Below are 18,540 nucleotides of genomic sequence, written 5' to 3' on the forward strand. Positions count from 1 at the left end.
CAACGCGATTGATGCTACGGCATCTCTGCAAGCTTTGCTATCCGCTGGACCAATTCATCCGTCGGATTTCCAATCAAAAAAACTTTTCGGCGGCTAGTCAAACCATTCGACAATTCAATTTGCCGTCGTCGGATGTGTAACGCATCCGCCAGCAACTTTACGATCGCCTTGTTCGCCTTGCCCTGATCCGCTGGCGACGTCACGTAGACACGCAGCGCGTCGCCGTGCGTCCCTGCCACCAAGTTGCGTTTCGCGCCGGGCGTCGCGTGAACCGCCAATCGCAAATGATCGTCGAAACGAGTGATCATAAAACGCCGTCAAACAACCGGGATCCGATTCGGACCAGAGTTGCCCCCTCGGCGATGGCCTCCTTGAAATCTCCACTCATCCCCATCGACAAATTCGCGAGCGGGTTGCCTGTCGAAGCCGCCAACTTATCTCGCAACATACGCACATCTGCAAACTGCTTGCGAGCGGCGCCTTGGTCAGTTCCCATGCCGGCCATCGCCATCAATCCACCAATGCGTACCAATGGGCCGCGATCCTCTTGCAAAAGCTCAAGCAACGCGTCGGGCGACAAACCCGTCTTGGCATCGTCGCCGCTGATATTAACCTCCAGCAAAACATCGACCGCTTGATCAATTTCGCCAGCCTCTTTGGCGACCGCTTCTAACAATCGTCGACTGTCGACCGAATGAATCATCGGAGCGTACCGCATCAGTCGCCGCAGTTTGTTTCGCTGCAGATGACCGATCATATGCCACTGAACCGGCTGGTCCTTGAGTTCTTCGGATTCGGCTTTTTGCCAAAGAACCTGCGGTCGATTTTCGCCCAGTGATCCACACCCCGCGTCGACCAAGTCGGCAGTGGTAGCCGCATCGACATACTTGGTCACGCCAACGATGGTCACGTCGCTTGGCTGACGACCGCTGGCTTGGGCAGCCACCGCCACTTCGTCGACGACCGATAAATAGTTTTGGCGAATGCGTTCTTTGCGATCCGATTCATTCATAGCGACATCAAAGCTCAATGGGATTCGACTTCGTCGCAACAGAAATGCGCCGCTATACGTTGCGTCGCGATCGTCTCTACTGCATGTCCGTGTCGTCGACGCTCACGATCTCTTCGATCGAACCGTCATTCAGATAAAAGCGTCCCGCAAAAAAGCCCGTGACCAAATGCTTGCCGAGCACACTTCGGCAACGCGTCCCTTGCAGGCTACGGTACAGCATCCATTGTTCCGAACCGGATTGAATTCGGAAACCCACCGCTTCATCAGAACCAACGATTCGCAGATCATCGGCAACGGTTAATTGGCGCCAAGTGCGTTTGCGTTTGAATCGTGACGACTGAAAGTCCAGCCAGAGCGGAACGTACAGCCGGCCCTTTCCGCTGGCGGACAGCAGGAAGTTCTGATCGTCAGTCATTCGCAGTGCGGCCGCCGTCGCTCCCACACGCCATTCGTTGGCCGACAACGGCACCACAAGCGTTTGGTTTCGCTTGTGCGCCAAAATCACTTCGCGTGTCTCCGGCTCCTCCTTGGCTTTCGTGTCTTCCGCAACGGGCAGTCGACTGCTGTAACGCACCGTCCGGTCATGGGTTTTGTCCGCGGGATCACGCGGCAGCACCGAGTCCGAAAGCAGGACCGTTCGGTCATCACGTACCGTCATAAACTGTCGCTGCAGAATTACGCCCCCCGACCAGGACTGTTCAAGCTCCAAGTAGTGAACGTCATCATCGGTGTATTCACAAGTCGAAACCCAAGGTCCTGTAGGCCGTTGTTCGTTGCCATTGATTTCGATCGACGATTCCCAAGGCCCCGCGATCACCGCCCGTTTTTTTCCAAACGCTTCGATTTGCATGGTTTGGCCAGAGTAGTCGATGTGCACGCGACCCACACTGACGTCCCATTCGCACATCATCACAGCCAGTTTGGACTGATCGCAATGATGGACGGTTTCCGGGAGAGATAACTCCCACACTAACCGTCCGCCCGTTTGCGATTTTCCTCGAGCGGCATTCATAGCCGGTCGAAGTGCATCGGGATCACAGGAACACGCCGTGTCCAGCAAGCCGCCTTTCGCTGTGTCGTCGTCCATCGTCAGTCCGGTTGGCCCAAACGCAATGCCGCCGCGATATGTCGTCAACGCGGCAACCCAAGTGCCCAAGTCCGCCAAGACGTTCTTTTGCTGCTTGGTGAACTTGCGACTCATTGTCGACTGCATAACCGAACGACAACGCAATAGCGAAGCCAGCCCGATCCGCGAATGCTTTACACCTTGGATCGATGCGGCGATCGAATCTTCTTCGTGTTCGCACCAACGCAAAACCGTATCGATCGACGATTTCTTCAGTCGACGACAGGAAGGCAGATCGACTAGTCGCCACGCCAATGTCAGGCCCAACTCTCCCCCCAACAACAAACGCGTCAGCGAAGCGGGACCGCCTTTTTGCATCGCCGATTCGCGCAACCGCTGAAGTTCTCCCAGCAGGTCCCACCAAGAACGATAATCCAGATGATCAATCAAGCTTGGCATCGCGGCTGCCCACATCACTGCACGCACACATTGAATGGGAGCAGCATCCGACGTCGAGATTTGACTGATGATCGACTCCAACTCTCTGGACCAGTCGATCGTCGCAATCTCTTTCTTCTTCACTTTTTTTCCGCAAGCCAACCGGCTTAGGATCAGATCCATCGGTTGCAAAGCAGTTTGGCTGGACGCTTCGATGCCCCATCGGTAAACACCGCCGCGTTTGGCTGCCGAACCAAAAACAGATTTAGCAGATTGTTTTTCCGCGCGAAGCCGGATTTTCTTTCGTAGCGATTTCCATTGGTCCTTGGCCTCGGCTGACAAGACGATACTGGTGGGCTTGATCGCGCCGGTGGCTTCGTCGTCAGCATCAGTGGAAACAAGCGGGCCGCGACCTGATCTTCCCGGCTTGGGTTTCGCAGTATCTGTCGGCTTCACAATGTCTTCGAACTGCGTAATGCCTTCGGGTTGCGCAGTGCCCGAGTGGCTGCCTGCACCTTCCCCCAACGATTCGCTACCCGAGGCTAAATCGCCGCGATTCTCGCCCTCGCCATTTTCATCGCCCGAGCGTTCGTCATTGGCGTCGTTTTGCAGGTCTACCGGCATAGAGAATTGGACAATTTTTCAGCGGATGAACAATATTGCGTCGCGAAGTGATCCGAGCGGACAGCGGCACTAAAATGATGTCTGATCTCACCCTGGACAGGAAAACCCGGGCGGAAATCTCGTACAGTTGTTACCTACGAATGCCTCGCTAATCTACTCACTGGCCAGAGGGATGCCAGCGTTTCGCAAATTCTTAACAATCCGAAAGCGGCAACGGCTCGTCCTGACTCACCACGGCTCAATTGGAACAGAATAATGCACCTCAATCGATGGATTTCGCCGTTCAAACCTTGGCCGGTAAACGGCCATTCCGCCAAAGCCTGCCTCGCTCTGCTAGCGATCCTGGGACTCCTGTACATCGGCGCCGGAATACCAGTCTCCGCCCAAGAAGCGACCGCGAATCCACCCGGCACCCCCGCTACCCAGCCAAATGCTGCCAAGCCAACCGCCACCAAGCCGGCACTCCCCCAGCCAGGGCCAGCCAAATCCAAGCTAGGCGCCGCTTTGGCGGACGATGCCGCAAAACGTGAACGGGGCGAGATGGACCAAACGACGGTTGTTGATGAATACTTCGACGACTACATCGGACACAACGATGTGGCTCGAGCGTCTTTCCTCGCTCCACCGGGGGCAACCTCGCTTAGCAAAACTAACAACCTTTGGGTCGACCAAAAAAGGCATCGCGTCTACGCCGATGGATATGTCGCCATGCGAGAGGGTGGGTTGGAGATGTTCGCGTGTTCCGAAGGCACCAAGGAACACGAATCGGTTGTGGCGACGCTGGCCAAAGCCAAGGAGGTTCATGCAGCTCTTTTAGCGATCGGAGCAAAACCTGGTTCACCGGTCAGATTCCGTCCTGATTTTGTACCGCCCAAAGGACAGAAGATTCGTGTCTGGGTTTGTTGGCGAGACAAAGCGGGGAAATTCCACATCTCCGATGCAAGACGTTGGGTACTAAAGAATGGAACCACTGATGAGCAGATGAATGCTGACTGGGTATTTGGCGGAAGCGGCTTTTGGAAAGATCCCGCCGACGGGCGCGAGTATTACCGCGCCGATGGAGGCGACATGATCTGTGTGTCCAACTTCACTACCGCGATGATGGATGTAAATACGTCCAGCAGCGCCGAAGCAGACAACTTAATGTACATCCCGTTCACCGATCGAATTCCACCACGCGGCACACCCGTCCGACTGATTTTGACTCCGCTGCAATCTGTTACCAAGGATTCGCAAAAACCAGCCAAGGGCGATCCGTCAGACGCACAGAAAGTAGACTCGGCACAACCGCCTAAAGAGATGGTGTTGCCGGAAAACCCTCAGGGCAAGCTACTGAAGGCCAAGAAGGAAGCGGCCGAAAAAGCGGAACAGTAGTATCTGCTCGCGATGGTTGAACCTTGGTGGCTGGTTCTCGGGCATCGGAGCCTGCCCTGCAGCAGTTTGGCTCCGTCCCAACCCTGGGCTTCGCCAACGACCATGTCATCGAAGTCTTGCAGCAACGTTTTCTAACCGCAGCGTTTTCTAACTGCAGCGTTTTCATACCGCGACTATCGGCACATTCGATCAAAACGGCCTCTCCCGTAAAAACGATCTCGATGGATCACCACGGCACCAACACAGTCTCGCCACGACGCTCAGTAATTCTCGCCGTGCCCCCGACTAGATAATGTGCGCCGGTCCACGCATTAATAATCCCAACCGTCTTAACTAGATCGAAATCACCCCTGCAGCGGATTAACAGGTGTCAACTAACTCTCGCCTCGATCAATGACGGTTGTAGTGAACCTAATGAAAGTTTGACCATTGAAGTTTAGACGGCACAAACCGATTCGCATTTGCGAAAATCTTTCCCGTGTCGTAATTCGCCTGCCCAATCAACCGGCACACCCCCCGCATCCGGCAACGCTTGCCCACGGGTTAACGTACCAGCGAGTCAAAAAAGTCGCCGCATCTTAACCGCGCTGTAGTGTTTGATGGCGAAGCGGACCTTTATCTGCCGCCGCGCATTAATTTCACGCGGAGCGCGAAAATGGACTCTATCAAAACACCTTTATCAAAACTCTTCAGTGCCGAAGTTCTGATCTTCGCTCTGGCCGTATCGTTCATGGCTGCGATGCATACGTTCGCGTTTGGCGATCGCATGATGTTGATCATGTACTACCTGGCCGCTGTCGGTTCAGCGTACGCGCTCTTTAACCGACAAGCGATCGGCCTTGCGTCGGCCGTCGTTGCGATTTTAGCCGCGACGATGTTTGCGGAACTGTACTATTCAGCCGAACCAGATACGTGGAACCCGGTCTTCGACTGGGCTCGCGACATGATTGGACTCGGTTCGTTGATGTATCTGACGGTCCGACTGATGATCGCTTGTTACAAAATGCAGCGCGAAGAAAAACGACGTCTTCTGCAAAGCAAGATCGAAGTCCAACTGGTTGCAATGCGTGCCGAAGCCCTCCGCCAAACCTCACACGAAGTTCGCACGCCCCTTTCAACAATTACCGCTATCAGCGAAACACTATTGGACGGCAGCACGGGTGAACTGACGGGAGACCAACGCGAATTTGTCGAAGACATCGACGAAGCCGCTCAACACCTCCTTGCTCTGGTCAACGACATTCTGGACTACGCCAAAGCCGAAGCTGGCATGATTCGTCTCGCACCCCAGCCGGTCGCTTTGACCGAATTGGTCGACCAATGCGTCACGATGGTGACACCACGTGCCAAAGCCGCAGGCGTCAGCGTTACCGCTCAAGTGGATCCTAAACTGAGCGAAGTCACCGCCGACCCACTTCGTCTGCGTCAGATTTTGCTGAATCTTTTGTCCAACGCGATCAAATACAACAGCGAAGGCGGCAACGTCATTGTTCGTATCCGCCCCGATGGCGAAAGCGATTTCCGCATCAGTGTTCGCGACACCGGTCGTGGCATTGCTCCCGAGCACTTGGAACATCTGTTCGAGCCGTACTATCAGGCTGCCATCGCAGACCAAGGCATTGGTACTGGCTTGGGACTTGCGATCATCAAACACTTGACAGAACTTCACGGCGGCACCATCGACGTCGAAAGCGTCGTGGGAACGGGCACTATGTTCGCCGTCAAACTGCCTGTCGAAACCGTGGCTTGCGAAGATCCCGAGCCCAATGCACAGCCAACGATGATCACCAAAGTCGAAGTGCCAACGATCGAATTGATGGGCGTTTAGACAACAGCGACTTTTACTTTTTACTGACTCCGACACAGCCGTCTGCAAACTCAGACTTCAACACGGCCTGCGTCAACTTCAACCCTCACCCCGGTTGCGGAAAGAACTAGGAAATGGACTCAAATCAACTAGACACTGGACTGTCAACATCGATCGCGGAAACGTTTACTCAAGCGGCCGCGGATTCCGCACAACGGATGCGCATTTTGATCGCTGACGGAAACGCAACGATCCGAAAACTGCTGCGCCACGGCATTTCTGACGCCGACTACGAGATCATCGAAGCCACCGATGGGAACCAGGCGTTGGAACTTGCGATGATGCGTCCCGAACCACATGCGATTTTGATCGATGCGCAGATCAACGGCACCAACGGACTGCAAGTATGCCGAACCTTGAAAAGCGACATGCAGTATCGCACCATTCCCGTCATCATCATGACGACCGCCGGCACAAACGAAGAAATCAATGAAGCCGTCGACGCTGGTGCCGACGAATTCCTTAGCAAACCGATCAACCGCGCAGAGCTGAACGTACGCCTGCGGTCGATCACGCGCATGCACAAAGGCAATGCGGAGATGATCGGCGCCGAAAGCGTTGCTCTTAGCTTGGCTCGCGCCGTTGCCAGTAAAGATGGCTACAGCAGCGGCCACGTTGAGCAAGTCGCAAACTACGCGGTCGATTTTGGCAAAGCACTGGGACTGGACTCTGGCGAACTGAAAATGCTTCGATTCGGCGCCATCTTGCACAACGTCGGCAAGATCGCAATTCCCGATTCGATCCTTGAAAAGACAGGCCCACTGACACCACGCGAACGCGCCCTGTTTCACCAGCACCCGCGAGTTGGTTGCGATATTTGCGCACCATTGGCTCCCCTGCGTCCCGTGTTGCCAATCATTCGCCACCACAAAGAACACTTCGACGGAACGGGTTATCCCGACGGTCTTCGAGGCGACAAAATCCCGTTGAAAGCTCAGATTGTTGGCATCGTCGACGTCTACAGCGCTTTGACCAGCGACCGTCCGTTTCGACGCGCTAAGTCGCAAACCGAAGCGGTTGAGATCATCACGGACCGAGCACGGCAAGGAATCCACTCGCCAGAGCTCGTCGACCGATTCACCGCTTGGGTGAGCGAGCAAAACGCAAAGCACCAAGCCAGCCGGACAGAATCACAAACAGATTCAGTGATTGCTCCTGCCGTCGCGTCCGCCGTCGCGGCAGTACCGGCAGCTGCCGCTCCCAACTGATCGCCGAACGCGTCGATCCTGGCTGCATTGAACCAGCCGGGCTTTGCGCCCTGGCAATCCCCCAACATTCCGTGCATCGCTGGTGCACTCTGTACCAAAGGAAGCTACGACAGTGGAAATCAAGAAAATCTTGATCGCGGAAGACAATCCCGGCTTGGCTCGCGTGTTGGCATTCAAGTTCAAATCGTGCGGGTACACTCCCGTCTCCTGCGCCGATGGCCAGCTGGCTTGGGATGCCTTTCAAGCTGATCAATTCGCTGCGGTCGTCAGCGACCAAGAGATGCCCAACATGACCGGCGTCGAACTCTGCCAACATGTTCGCAGCGTCAATCCCGACATCCCGCTGTTCCTGGTCACTGGCCGACAGCTGGAACTTGCCAACACCGATGCCGTGGCGTCGCTGGACTTGAGTCAGATATTTGCCAAACCGTTTAGCCCTGGCAATGTCGTCAAGGCCGTCGAAGCGGCCATCGTCAAGTGTGGAGCTTCGGCATGAGTAACCTCCCTGGAAAAGACTTTCGTTTAGAAACCACTGCCTCTGCCAGTGGCGCCGACCTGGATTCACGCTTGGCAGAAATCCTGTCTGCCGAATTGGAGGTTCACGTCCAAGTTGTCAACGCGAACGACGATTCTGACTGCGAAGCGATCAAAGCGGCCATCAAAACCCCGTCGGTCGCGCATGTCGCTTCTACCGACGACATTGCCACGATCGCGCTCCGACTCCCGGCCGGTGGTGTGGCGGTGTGGAAAGCAGACGTCGCAGGATCCAAACGCAGTGCTCGCCATGGTTGCACGATTCTGCAACTAGAAGTCGCGCGGCACGAAGTCCATCAGTTGACAGCCGAAGTCGATTCGTTGACCGCGCAAGTCGTCAACGATTTCGAGGAACTCTCACTGATCCGCTCACTCGCGTCGTCCATGGAACTGCCGACCAGCGGAAATCAACTCACGGAATTTGTACTCAGTTCGCTCGGCCCGCTCGCCGAAGGCGTTGGTGCGATCTCCATTGCCGGAGTCTTTACCGACAACCAAGAACACCGAACTCTGGAACCCATCTGGTCAGGGGAGAAGCTTCTTTCTCGAGATCAGCTGAATGCCTTGATCGACCAGTTCAGCGATGAAGCGTCCCAGCAAACCGTCGTTCGTAACAACCTGCTAACCGGCGACGAATTCAAAGCAGCGAACCTGAATGAATTTGTGATGGTTCAGTGCCGCAGCGAAGGCCGTCTGCACGGCTGGATCATCGCGTGCAACCGTATCGACATCGACGAAGATGTGCCTTGGGCGCAGCTTGGTTTCACTACGGTACAAGCTTCGCTGATGGACACTGCGACCAACCAGCTGGCAGCTCAACTGCACAACATGCGGTTGCTGAAACAAAAAGAAGATCTCTTTACCGAAGTGGTCCGCGCTTTGGTTAATGCGGTTGAAGCACGCGACCCTTACACCTGCGGTCACAGTGAACGGGTCGCCAGTTTCGGCCGTTGCTTGGCAAAGCTCTCGGGTCAGTCGCCAAGCGATGTTGACCGAACGTACCTAACCGGCCTGCTGCACGATGTCGGCAAAATCGCCATTCCAGATGGGGTGCTGCAAAAGCCCGGGCGTCTGGATGACAATGAACGTGCCATCATCGAAACACACACCGACGCCGGCTGGCGAATCCTGCATGAACTTGAGGCGTTGCAAGACGTACTGCCAGGCGTGCTGTATCACCACGAACACTTTGACGGCGAAGGCTACCCGGACGGATTAATTGGCGACAACATCCCGATCGATGGTCGTATCCTGGCTGTCTGCGATGCCTTCGACGCGATGACCAGCGATCGTCCTTACCGAAAGGGCATGTCTACCGAGAAAGCCGCTGAGATTCTAAAAGGCGGTGCAGGAAAATTCTGGGATCCCAACTTGATCAACCTGTTCCTATCCAACCTGAATCAGTTTGACGAAATCCGTATCAATCACGAACCTCGCGAACAAGCCGTTCGTCCGGCACCCATCGATGGTGTCCCCTTCGTGGGGCACACCACGGACTCGTTGGTCTAGCGACTGCGAAGGCAATCGCTGGATACTAAGCAGCCAGCTTAGTCGCTTCTAGTTTCCTAGTGTTGGAACAACCGCCGGCGCCAGAGCACTAAGATCCAACTTGTCATTCATTTTGATTTGCAACTGCTGCAGATCCGCAAACAGCTCCGACTTGACTGCCTCCATCGACTGATCCGCGGCTAAGTCTTGCATCTCCAGCGGGTCTTTCTGAACGTCATAGAGACGAAGCACCTTGGCTTCGGGATAAGCGATCAACTTGTACTGATCTGTGCGAATGCTGCGTTGCTTTTGTAGATAAGCGCCATAAATCTGCTTGTAGGGACTTTCGCCCCCCGCCAACACTGGCAGCAGAGAGTTGAATTCCACGTGATCTGGCTTCTCAACTCCAGCCAACTCCAGCGATGTCGGCATAACGTCCTGCAGATAGATCGGTTCGTCGATTTTCTTTCCGCCCTGCACCTTGGGACCGACCACCAGAAACGGCACACGTACGCTGTGGTCGTATAGATTTTGCTTGCCCAACAATCCATGTTGGCCGACCGCCAAACCATGATCGGCGGTAAAGAAAATCCAAGTGTTGTCGGCTTTGCCGGTCGCTTGAATCGAATCCAGGATGCGGCCAATCATTTCGTCCATGTGAGTGATGATTGCGTAGTATTCTTGGCGATGAACCTTGACCGAGTGAGGCGTACGCGGAAACGGAGCGAGCTTTTCATCTCGCAGTTGTTTGCCCGCTCCCATCGGTTCGGCATAGGGGTAAATCGACAAAAAGTTGGCCGGCAAAGCAATGCTCTCAAGCGGGTACTTGGCAACGTATTCCGCCGGTGACTGCCGGGGGTCGTGCGGCGCATTGAACGCGAGATACATAAAAAACGGCTCGTCGCGATCTTTGGCGTCGCTCAAGTAGTCCGCACTATGATTGGCGACCACTTCGCTCCAGTGTGTGCCGCCTTTCCAAAACCCTTCAAACTTTGGGTCCGATGGCGACCACTTGTCTTTGCCCGGTGCCAGCGGTCGGTTGTAACCGGCAGGCGTTTGGTTTGGCATTCCAGGTCGGATATCGCGAGCCACATCGAACGATTTGTTTGCATCCGCTTTGCAGTGCCACTTGCCGGTCATGTAGGTCCGGTAGCCAGCCTTCTTCATGTGCTCGCTCCACCAACGCCCTTCGGCTTGCTCGACTCGGGAAGTGTTATGGATTGCGTTAGCGTTCCAAACAAAGCGTCCTGAGTTCAGCATCGTACGACTGGCCACACACACGGCGCCGCTCCACGAGCCCATGTTGTAGGCATGCGTAAACGTCGTCCCGCGCCGCGCCAGTTTGTCTAAGTTCGGTGTTTCGATTTCGTGATTACCTAGTGCGTTGATCGTGTCAAAACACTGATCGTCGGCAAAGATAAAAACGATATTCGGTTTCTCAGCGGCAACCGAAGGCAATCCGGCAGCGACGAGCAAACAACAGCAAACGAACAAACGCAACATTCAGTGGCCTCATTGAATAGATGTAATCGAGACGCCAGTGTAATCGATGTTGCAGTCGCTGATGGAGAGATGTGCCGACAGGGAGGATCAGGGCGAATTACTTTTCGAGCAGAGAAGGTTTACTCTTAACGGAATGGCACAAGCGACCCGGTTTATGACGCACCGGAGGGATCGCACCGTTCCGCTAACAGCTGCCCGCAGTTTCCAAAACTGGCCTGCCCTGCTCCTAACGCTGGCGGCTACGAGACTTGGCGAGGAATGTACATGTCGATGCTCTTGTCATTGAAGATCCGGTATTTGACCCGGTGCCGCCAGAGTTCAAAGTACGCCGAGAACGGATCTTTCACGGATGTCACGCCAGCATACAGAGGCCACATCAAGTAGTCGCGAACCATCGGATCGCAGGTATTGAAATAGTAGGCCGGGCGAAGCATTTCGGCATGTGGATCAGCATTGGCGATTTTCTCACACATCGCCGGCGCGGCGGTTTGCATTGCGACCAAGAACGCTGATTTCTCATGCTCCACTTTCGGATTCTTCGGTGGAATGCCCTCCAAGACACGAATCGACGGCAGCGGCGATAAAACGTCCACAAGCTGTTCGTCCCCCACTTCGGCTGCCAGTTCTTTCATGCCAGTCAACCAAGCCGTCCCCAGTTCGCCAACTCTTTCGGCGCCGATCAGCGGCCCACGCCGAACGATGAAATACGCGTCACGCCCACCTTGCGGGCGACGATCGTCACCTGCGATCGCATACAGATCGTCTAAACGACGGTGAAGTTCGCGGCCGCAATCCAGTGAATCAAACAGCCCCTCCAGTGCTCGGCCATCAGGACGAAACATCTGAAAAAATCCGATCAACGCATCGGGATCGTTTTCTGCTGGGGCTTCCAGGTTTGCCAGTTCATGGAACCGACGTATCAACAATTCGGTAGGCATTCAATTCAGTATCGTCAAAGGAAGCCATCAATGGCAGGAGAAACATCTCTGGCTGCATCGAAGCGTCCGACATCGGAGCAACAATTCATTTTCACTGCCTGGCAAGCCTAGCAGCAACGACAAACTGTTGCATTCGTAAAAGGACGTCGACGAATCCTCCGTGATACCCCTGCCAACCGTGCACCTGACGACGCAGCAAAAATCGACGCACTTCAAAACTACCACTGGCAGTCGCATCCACAACGAAATGGAAAACGGCCATTCCAAATCGATCGAACACGAGATCGCATCAATCGCGAGGAAGATCGCCGCTTGGAAGAATACCAGATCCGCTATCCGAATAGATACGCAGAGTTTTCCGATCCATTTGACCGGCTGACGAAAGCAGCAAATACCGCCACGGTGTCGATGACACTCGCAACGCTGCAACATTGCTAAAGCTGCAACACTGCTCGAGCCGCAGCATCGCCCAATGCGACGACCGGTGCCGTTGCCTACGGTTTGGCGTGTGTCCTCGAAAAGCTCAATGGCTTGTCGCAGCACACTGTTGCCGGGTTGGATCGCATCTGATTGACGCCCGTCGACAACGCGGACTTTGTCGCGATGATCGATGCAAAGTAGCGACGTGGCCCCCCAGGATTAGATGACATTGCGAAAAACTAAGGCCAGGATCGGCGCTCACTTTGGCTAGTTGGTGGTCGATTCCCCCCCTCTGTGCCCACAACTTTCACTCGGCGTTCGTCGCGTTATCATCAGATCCCGTTATGTAATCTTTTGCTTTAACAAGGCTGGTTTCATCAACACGGCTACGTATCGCAGACACCACGTCCCGACATTGATCGGGGCAAGATGATCTGGTGTTTGTGGAACACAATCTGCACGTTAACGGAAAAACGAAATGCCTGATTTTTACCAACACGACTTAATCACGACGATCCATGACCTCCGAACCGGCGAACTCGATCGCTTGGAAGAAATGCTTCGTTCGGCCACGCGTGAGAGTAAAATCGGATTGGTCCTGCCGGTGACAGCGTCGGACATGCGAGCCGAACCGTTTGACAAGATTGTCAAGGAACTGCAGCAAGCTGACTATATCGACACCATCGCTGTGACACTGGGCGTTGCACCGGAGCACTCCGATTACGAAGAGACTTGTCGCAAAGTCGCGCCCTTGGGTGACCGCGCCAAAGTACTTTGGACAGATGGCCCTGAAATCCAGTCGCTGTACGGCGAATTGATTGATGCCGGAATGCCACTCTCGACTCCGGGCAAAGGCCGCAGCGTATGGACGGCATTTGGCTACCTGCTGGCAAATCCTCAGATTGACACGTTTGTTTTGCACGACTGCGACATCGTCGACTACGATCGCCTGCTCTTGTCACGACTCTGTTTACCAATGGTCCACCCCGCGTTGGACTTTGAATTTTGCAAAGCCTACTACGCTCGTGTTACGGACCGCATGCATGGCCGAGTGGTTCGTCTCTTGGTGGCGCCTCTGCTGCGTGCGTTGCAACAGACGTTTACCGAAAGCCAATTCGTCAAGTTTCTTGCCAACTTTCGCTATCCGCTCTCGGGTGAATTTTCTTTGACTAGAAACCTTGCCCGTAGTAACCGAATCCCCAGTGACTGGGGACTAGAAGTCGGCACGCTTGCCGAAGTGTACCGCAACACTTCGCTCAAACGAGTTTGCCAGGTCGATTTGTGCCGACTCTACGAACACAAGCATCAAGAACTTTCGCTGGAGAATCGCCAAGCTGGGTTGATGAAAATGGCGATCGATATTTTGACGACGATCTACCGCACGCTGGCTAGCCAAGGCGTGGTGATGAGTAGTTCAACATTCATCACGCTGCGTGGAAGTTTTTTGCGGTCTGCCCAGGATTGCATTCGGCAGTATGCGGCGGACGCAAAAGTAAACGCATTGGACTACGATCGGCATAGCGAAGAATTGACTGTCGATGCGTTCGCTGAATGCGTCACAACCGCGGCGGAAGTTTTCCGGGCGGACCCCAACGGTGCCGCCGCCATCCCAAATTGGACCCGCGTCCTGGCGGCATTCCCAGATTTTGCCAGACGGCTTCATGCTGTCGCTGGCTGATCGGCCGCATCGCCCCACTTGGCATCCACTACCCGCCGATCAAGCGGGTCACCTATAATCGCAGAGCACCCAAGCAAGTCTCTCTTTTAGGTACCAGCGTCCATGAATTTCGTCAAAGAACACCGCGTCAAACCTGGCGAAAAATTGAAGCTAAAATCCTTGGACACCAAAACCAAGGGCCCGTTCGAGGACAAAGAGGCTGCGAAGCAACACACGGCCAAAATGGTGCGGCAGATCCAAGACCTGCAGTACAAGATGTTTGTCGAAGACAAACAGTCGCTACTTGTCGTGCTGCAAGCCCCAGATGCTGCGGGCAAAGATGGTCTGATCCGCAAAGTGCTTGGCCAGATGAATCCGCAGGGCTGTCGAACTTACCCGTTCAAGGTTCCCAGCAAAAAGGAACTCGGACACGACTTCTTGTGGCGCATTCATAAATGCACGCCCGAAAAAGGCATGGTGTCGATTTTCAATCGATCACACTACGAAGATGTACTGGTAGTGCGGGTGGAAGACATCGTTCCTAAATCCGTCTGGAGCAAACGATTTGAAGTGATCAATCACTTTGAACAAGGCTTGGCATTGGCGGGCACAACAATCCTCAAGATCTACTTGCACATCAGCCCGGAAGAACAGTTGGAACGTTTTAAAAAACGCTACGACAACCCAGAGAAACACTGGAAACTAAATCCGGGTGATTACACCGCGCGATCAAAATGGGACGCCTACCGCGAAGCGTATCAAGAAGCATTCGAGCGATGCAGCACCGACGCTGCACCATGGTTCGTCATTCCAGCGGATCACAAATGGTACCGTGACGCATCGGTTGCCAGTATCGTCGCCCAAACGCTTTCCGAAATGAATCCCCAGATGCCCAAGCCAGACGTCGACCTGGCAGAGATCAAAGCACTCTACGAAGCCGAACTGGCCAAGCAACAAACTTAGCCACTACGAACAGCCTTGGCCGTCACGCGAATTCCTTCTCAAAAAACTGCAGCTCTATGTCCGTCCGACGTGTCAATTGCCCAGGGTGCAACGCCGCCTTAAACGTTCCCGCAACGATGGCCAACGTAAAGTGCTCGCAGTGCGGAACCGTCTGGGACGTCAACAATCCGCCCAAGTCCAAACCCGCCGCCCAACCGGCCACTGATTCAACGCCCACACCCAAAACAAAAAGTGCAGCAAGTAAGCGGCGTCAGACCGCTATGATTGCTTTGGCTGGTTCTTTGTTTAGCCTGTTAGCGCTCGCCGGGCTGGGCATCATCCTCTTCACCGGTGGCGATGAACCCCAGCAAGAACAGGCGCCCCCAGTTGTTGCCGAAGCTCCCGTCGAAAAAGGGACGTATCGAATTGTCAAACTGCCGGAATCGACGCGCAAAAAGATTTACCACGACTATCGGCTTGCATCGGGATCATCTGTCGAAAAGAAAGTCATGGTGACCAAGGACTCCGTCGCAGCCAAGACGCTTGGAAAAACCATGAATCTGATCATGGATCGCGAAGTGACTCATATGGCCCTGTTGAATAACATTTCCGAAGAAGACGTCATGCAGATCGTCGCCGAAGGAAACGCCGAAGGCTGGCCGCCAAAGAAAAAGGCCAAACCGCAACAAACATCCAAGTAGCGTCAGAGATCCAATGGCCTCGATTTCTTATGCAGCGTAGCTTTCTGATCGACAGCATTGGATGGCATAACGGGATAAACTAGACTTGGCGAAGTTTACTCTTCCCTGCTCGAGTGTATTTTCATGGCCCAGTGTCGCGTCAGCATTTTTCGTGATCGGCAACTAGCCACCGAATTAACCGTCGACAGCAATCTTGTCATTGGCAGACGCGACCCTCGACCGGGCGTGGATGATCCGCCTCCCTTTGCGGTCCATCAATCCGAACAAGGCGTCTCACGTCTTATCGTCGCGGATTTTCCACAACAGCGAGTCCCGCGAGAATGGTTTTCGCTCGAGCCGCAACTTGATGGACAGTTCGTAATTGAAAACCTGCATCACCGAAATGCGGTGCAGTTGATCCACGACGAGGCACCGATCGGGCCCGGGCAGATGGAAACGTTTGCACGTGAGATCACGGTGTACGTTACACGAAACATTGCCTTGCGAATTCAGCCGGGCGAAGAGATGGAAACGGATTCCCTGGCCTATCGCAGCCTCAGTAGCGTTCCGATCACCCCCGGACACGAAGCCACCGACCTGCGCCCCAAGACGCTCAACCAGTTGGACAACGCCGCCGACATGGTTCAGCTGCTGCAACTGGCTCTCCAAGTCGTCCAATCTGCGAACGGCACCAGCGCGTTTTATCGCCATGCGTTGGTCGCCACCACAAAGATCGTGGATCTGGATCGCACCGTTTTGCTGGTTCGCGACGACACCCCCGAAACCGATCGGATCTCTGTCGACGGCAAATTCAACAACGGCTGGGCGGTGGCCGAACGGTATAACAAGGGCGACGACGAAAACCCCGCCGTGCGATCGAAGAATCTTAGTGCGGCGGAAGTCAGTTCAGGGTTACTGCAGCGGATGACTCAGCTTGGACGGACTGTCGTGCACGATACATCCAACGCAGGCATCGGAACGGATTCACTTGCGGGGATCGAATGCGCTGTCGTCGCGCCCATTCTAAATTCGAAGCGAGAAATTATCGGTGCGTTGTATGGCGATCGTCGTCAAGCGAGTTTCGTTGACACGGGTGTATCGATTAGCGACCTGGAAGCGACTCTGGTCGAAATTCTGGCAGGGGCAATCGCCGGAGGCATCGCACTGCACGCCGAAGAGCAGAACCGGAGCAAACTGGCCGGGTTCTTTTCGCCCAAAGTCGCTGACCTGCTGGTTTCCAACCCAGAGTTGATGGACGGCCAGGACGCAGAAGTCACGATTCTGTTCTGTGACGTCCGAGGATTTAGCGCCGCGACCGAAAAACTAGGGCCTAAAAAGTCGATCGAGTGGATCAACGATGTCATGAGCGAGTTGAGCCAATGCGTGATCCAGCGTGATGGTGTTTTGGTCGATTACGTCGGCGACGAATTGCTGGCGATGTGGGGAGCACCGAGCAACCAACCCAATCACGCTGCTTTGGCCGTCGATGCCGCCATGTCGATGCTGAACACCATCGAGATTCTTCGCGAGCGGTGGGCCGATGCGTTGCCGAATCGATTCGGAGCAGGAATCGGGATCAATACCGGCCAAGCCCGCGTCGGAAATATCGGATCACGTCAAAAATTCAAATACGGCCCGCTCGGACACGCCGTCAACGTCGGCGCAAGGCTGCAAACAGCAACCAAACAACTTGGCGTTAACTGCCTAGTCAGCGGAACCACGATCAGCCAACTGCCGCATCAAGACCACACGCGACGCATCGCAAAACTGAATGTCGTAGGTATCAATGAAGTCATCGAAGTTTTTGAGATCGCAGCCACGACCGACGAACTGTGGCAAAAGCTAAAGCACGACTACGAATCAGCGTCCCAAGAATTCGAGAACGGGAATTTCACCAACGCCGCTCGCATCTTGGGTGCCGTGCTGCCGCTGTTTCCCAACGACCGACCAAGCCTCAAGCTGCTGTCGAAGGTGGTAACGGAATTGGACGAACCCACTGACGGATTCAATGGCGTCTGGCGACTGACTCAAAAGTAAGCCGGGTCAACGCAAAAACGCTTCGGCATGCGTCACGCTGCGGGCCACAAAGCAGCAAAGATTCCACCTGCGATCAGACAGTAGGCGATTGACTCGATCACGTGGCCGACAACTCGCATGCGAAACCAAATGGCATGCTGGATAATCGCAGCGCAGAACGTGAACAACGCCACCGTGGCAACAAAGCGAAACACGGTGACAAAATCCGTGGTCGACTCCAGAGCGAAACTGGCTAGATACGCAAAGGTACAATTGCACGCAAAGAAGTACAGAACGGTAAGCCCCAAGTTCTTACCCATGTTTGCGGCTGGCAAGACTGACAAAATCCCTCTTGGCCCGGATTTGTATTTTGCTTGATACGCTTCCTCCTGCATCTCTTTGTTATTGGCGCATCCCGGGAACATGTAGTTGCCCTCGGGAATTTTCAGAGCGCGAACTTGGTCGATAAACTCGTCCTCGCCGTCGATCCTCACCCAGTCTTTGGCGTGAAGTTGGAGCACCATCCACGACAAAAAACTGAAAAAGAAGCAAGCAATCGTGGATAGAACGACAGGGAGCCAGAGTGTCAACATCGCGGTCAATTCCAATTTTGGGGTCGGGCCAACAGGGTTCAGATTGCAAAGTCTAATGAAAATCGCGTGACGTGTTGTCCGTTGGCAAATTGCGACATCAAGCACGCAAATTGCCAAGCATGCCACGGACACCTATTTTTCGCACTTGCCGCCAAAGTGACCAAGCCGCTATAGGCAAGC

15 protein-coding genes are annotated in these 18,540 nt (G+C 54.5%); 9 read left to right on the forward strand and 6 right to left on the reverse strand.

All coding sequences use genetic code 11. The annotated features are described in order from the left end of the window. Positions 1–14 precede the first annotated feature (14 nt). The 3 genes from K239x_RS19225 to K239x_RS19235 all read right to left on the reverse strand — a co-directional run bounded on the left by K239x_RS19225 (position 15) and on the right by K239x_RS19235 (position 3,140). Entirely contained in the window at positions 15–308 is a 294-nt protein-coding gene (locus K239x_RS19225) for a DUF167 domain-containing protein (RefSeq protein ID WP_145419805.1), read from the reverse strand. Beyond that, entirely contained in the window at positions 305–1,012 is a 708-nt protein-coding gene (locus K239x_RS19230; protein ID WP_145419806.1) for a YggS family pyridoxal phosphate-dependent enzyme, read from the reverse strand. Before K239x_RS19230 ends, K239x_RS19225 begins: the two co-directional genes overlap by 4 nt. 76 nt (positions 1,013–1,088) lie before the next feature. Further along, positions 1,089–3,140, reverse strand: coding sequence for a hypothetical protein (locus tag K239x_RS19235; RefSeq protein WP_145419807.1), 2,052 nt, complete (start codon positions 3,138–3,140; stop codon positions 1,089–1,091). A gap of 255 nt (positions 3,141–3,395) precedes the next feature. Here K239x_RS19235 and K239x_RS19240 point away from each other — a divergent pair, with 255 nt between their 5' ends. The 5 genes from K239x_RS19240 to K239x_RS19260 all read left to right on the forward strand — a co-directional run bounded on the left by K239x_RS19240 (position 3,396) and on the right by K239x_RS19260 (position 9,632). Beyond that, positions 3,396–4,514, forward strand: coding sequence for a YdjY domain-containing protein (locus K239x_RS19240; protein WP_145419808.1), 1,119 nt, complete (start codon positions 3,396–3,398; stop codon positions 4,512–4,514). 655 nt (positions 4,515–5,169) lie between these two features. Further along, positions 5,170–6,342, forward strand: coding sequence for a sensor histidine kinase (locus K239x_RS19245; RefSeq protein WP_145419809.1), 1,173 nt, complete (start codon positions 5,170–5,172; stop codon positions 6,340–6,342). Between the two features lie 113 nt (positions 6,343–6,455). Beyond that, a complete protein-coding gene (locus K239x_RS19250) occupies positions 6,456–7,589 on the forward strand; it encodes a response regulator (protein WP_145419810.1) in 1,134 nt (377 codons plus the stop codon). 112 nt (positions 7,590–7,701) lie between these two features. Further along, positions 7,702–8,085 (forward strand): response regulator, encoded by a 384-nt coding sequence (locus K239x_RS19255; RefSeq protein WP_419189167.1) that lies wholly within the window; start codon positions 7,702–7,704, stop codon positions 8,083–8,085. Next, positions 8,082–9,632, forward strand: coding sequence for an HD-GYP domain-containing protein (locus K239x_RS19260; RefSeq protein WP_145419812.1), 1,551 nt, complete (start codon positions 8,082–8,084; stop codon positions 9,630–9,632). Before K239x_RS19255 ends, K239x_RS19260 begins: the two co-directional genes overlap by 4 nt. A 48-nt stretch (positions 9,633–9,680) precedes the next feature. Here K239x_RS19260 and K239x_RS19265 read toward each other — a convergent pair whose 3' ends face one another. Both K239x_RS19265 and K239x_RS19270 read right to left on the reverse strand, forming a co-directional pair. Then, positions 9,681–11,114, reverse strand: a complete 1,434-nt coding sequence (locus tag K239x_RS19265) for a sulfatase family protein (protein ID WP_145419813.1) — start codon at positions 11,112–11,114, stop codon at positions 9,681–9,683. A 239-nt stretch (positions 11,115–11,353) separates the two neighbouring features. Continuing rightward, entirely contained in the window at positions 11,354–12,052 is a 699-nt protein-coding gene (locus K239x_RS19270) for an apolipoprotein acyltransferase (protein ID WP_145419814.1), read from the reverse strand. 898 nt (positions 12,053–12,950) lie between these two features. Here K239x_RS19270 and K239x_RS19275 point away from each other — a divergent pair. From K239x_RS19275 to K239x_RS19290, 4 genes are all read left to right on the forward strand, one after another. Further along, positions 12,951–14,150: a glycosyltransferase family protein gene (locus K239x_RS19275; protein WP_145419815.1), complete on the forward strand. Its 1,200-nt coding sequence runs from the start codon at positions 12,951–12,953 to the stop codon at positions 14,148–14,150. A gap of 102 nt (positions 14,151–14,252) precedes the next feature. Beyond that, entirely contained in the window at positions 14,253–15,092 is an 840-nt protein-coding gene (locus tag K239x_RS19280) for a polyphosphate kinase 2 family protein (protein ID WP_145419816.1), read from the forward strand. Positions 15,093–15,208: 116 nt separating this feature from the next. Then, positions 15,209–15,772: a hypothetical protein gene (locus tag K239x_RS19285; protein WP_419189168.1), complete on the forward strand. Its 564-nt coding sequence runs from the start codon at positions 15,209–15,211 to the stop codon at positions 15,770–15,772. Positions 15,773–15,895: 123 nt separating this feature from the next. After that, a complete protein-coding gene (locus K239x_RS19290; RefSeq protein ID WP_145419818.1) occupies positions 15,896–17,788 on the forward strand; it encodes an adenylate/guanylate cyclase domain-containing protein in 1,893 nt (630 codons plus the stop codon). 32 nt (positions 17,789–17,820) lie between these two features. On the opposite strand, the gene K239x_RS19295 is transcribed toward K239x_RS19290, so the two are convergent. Beyond that, entirely contained in the window at positions 17,821–18,360 is a 540-nt protein-coding gene (locus K239x_RS19295) for a hypothetical protein (RefSeq protein ID WP_145419819.1), read from the reverse strand. Between the last annotated feature and the right edge of the window lie 180 nt (positions 18,361–18,540).

The organism is Stieleria marina, from assembly GCA_007741555.1.
Lineage (GTDB): Bacteria > Planctomycetota > Planctomycetia > Pirellulales > Pirellulaceae > K23-9.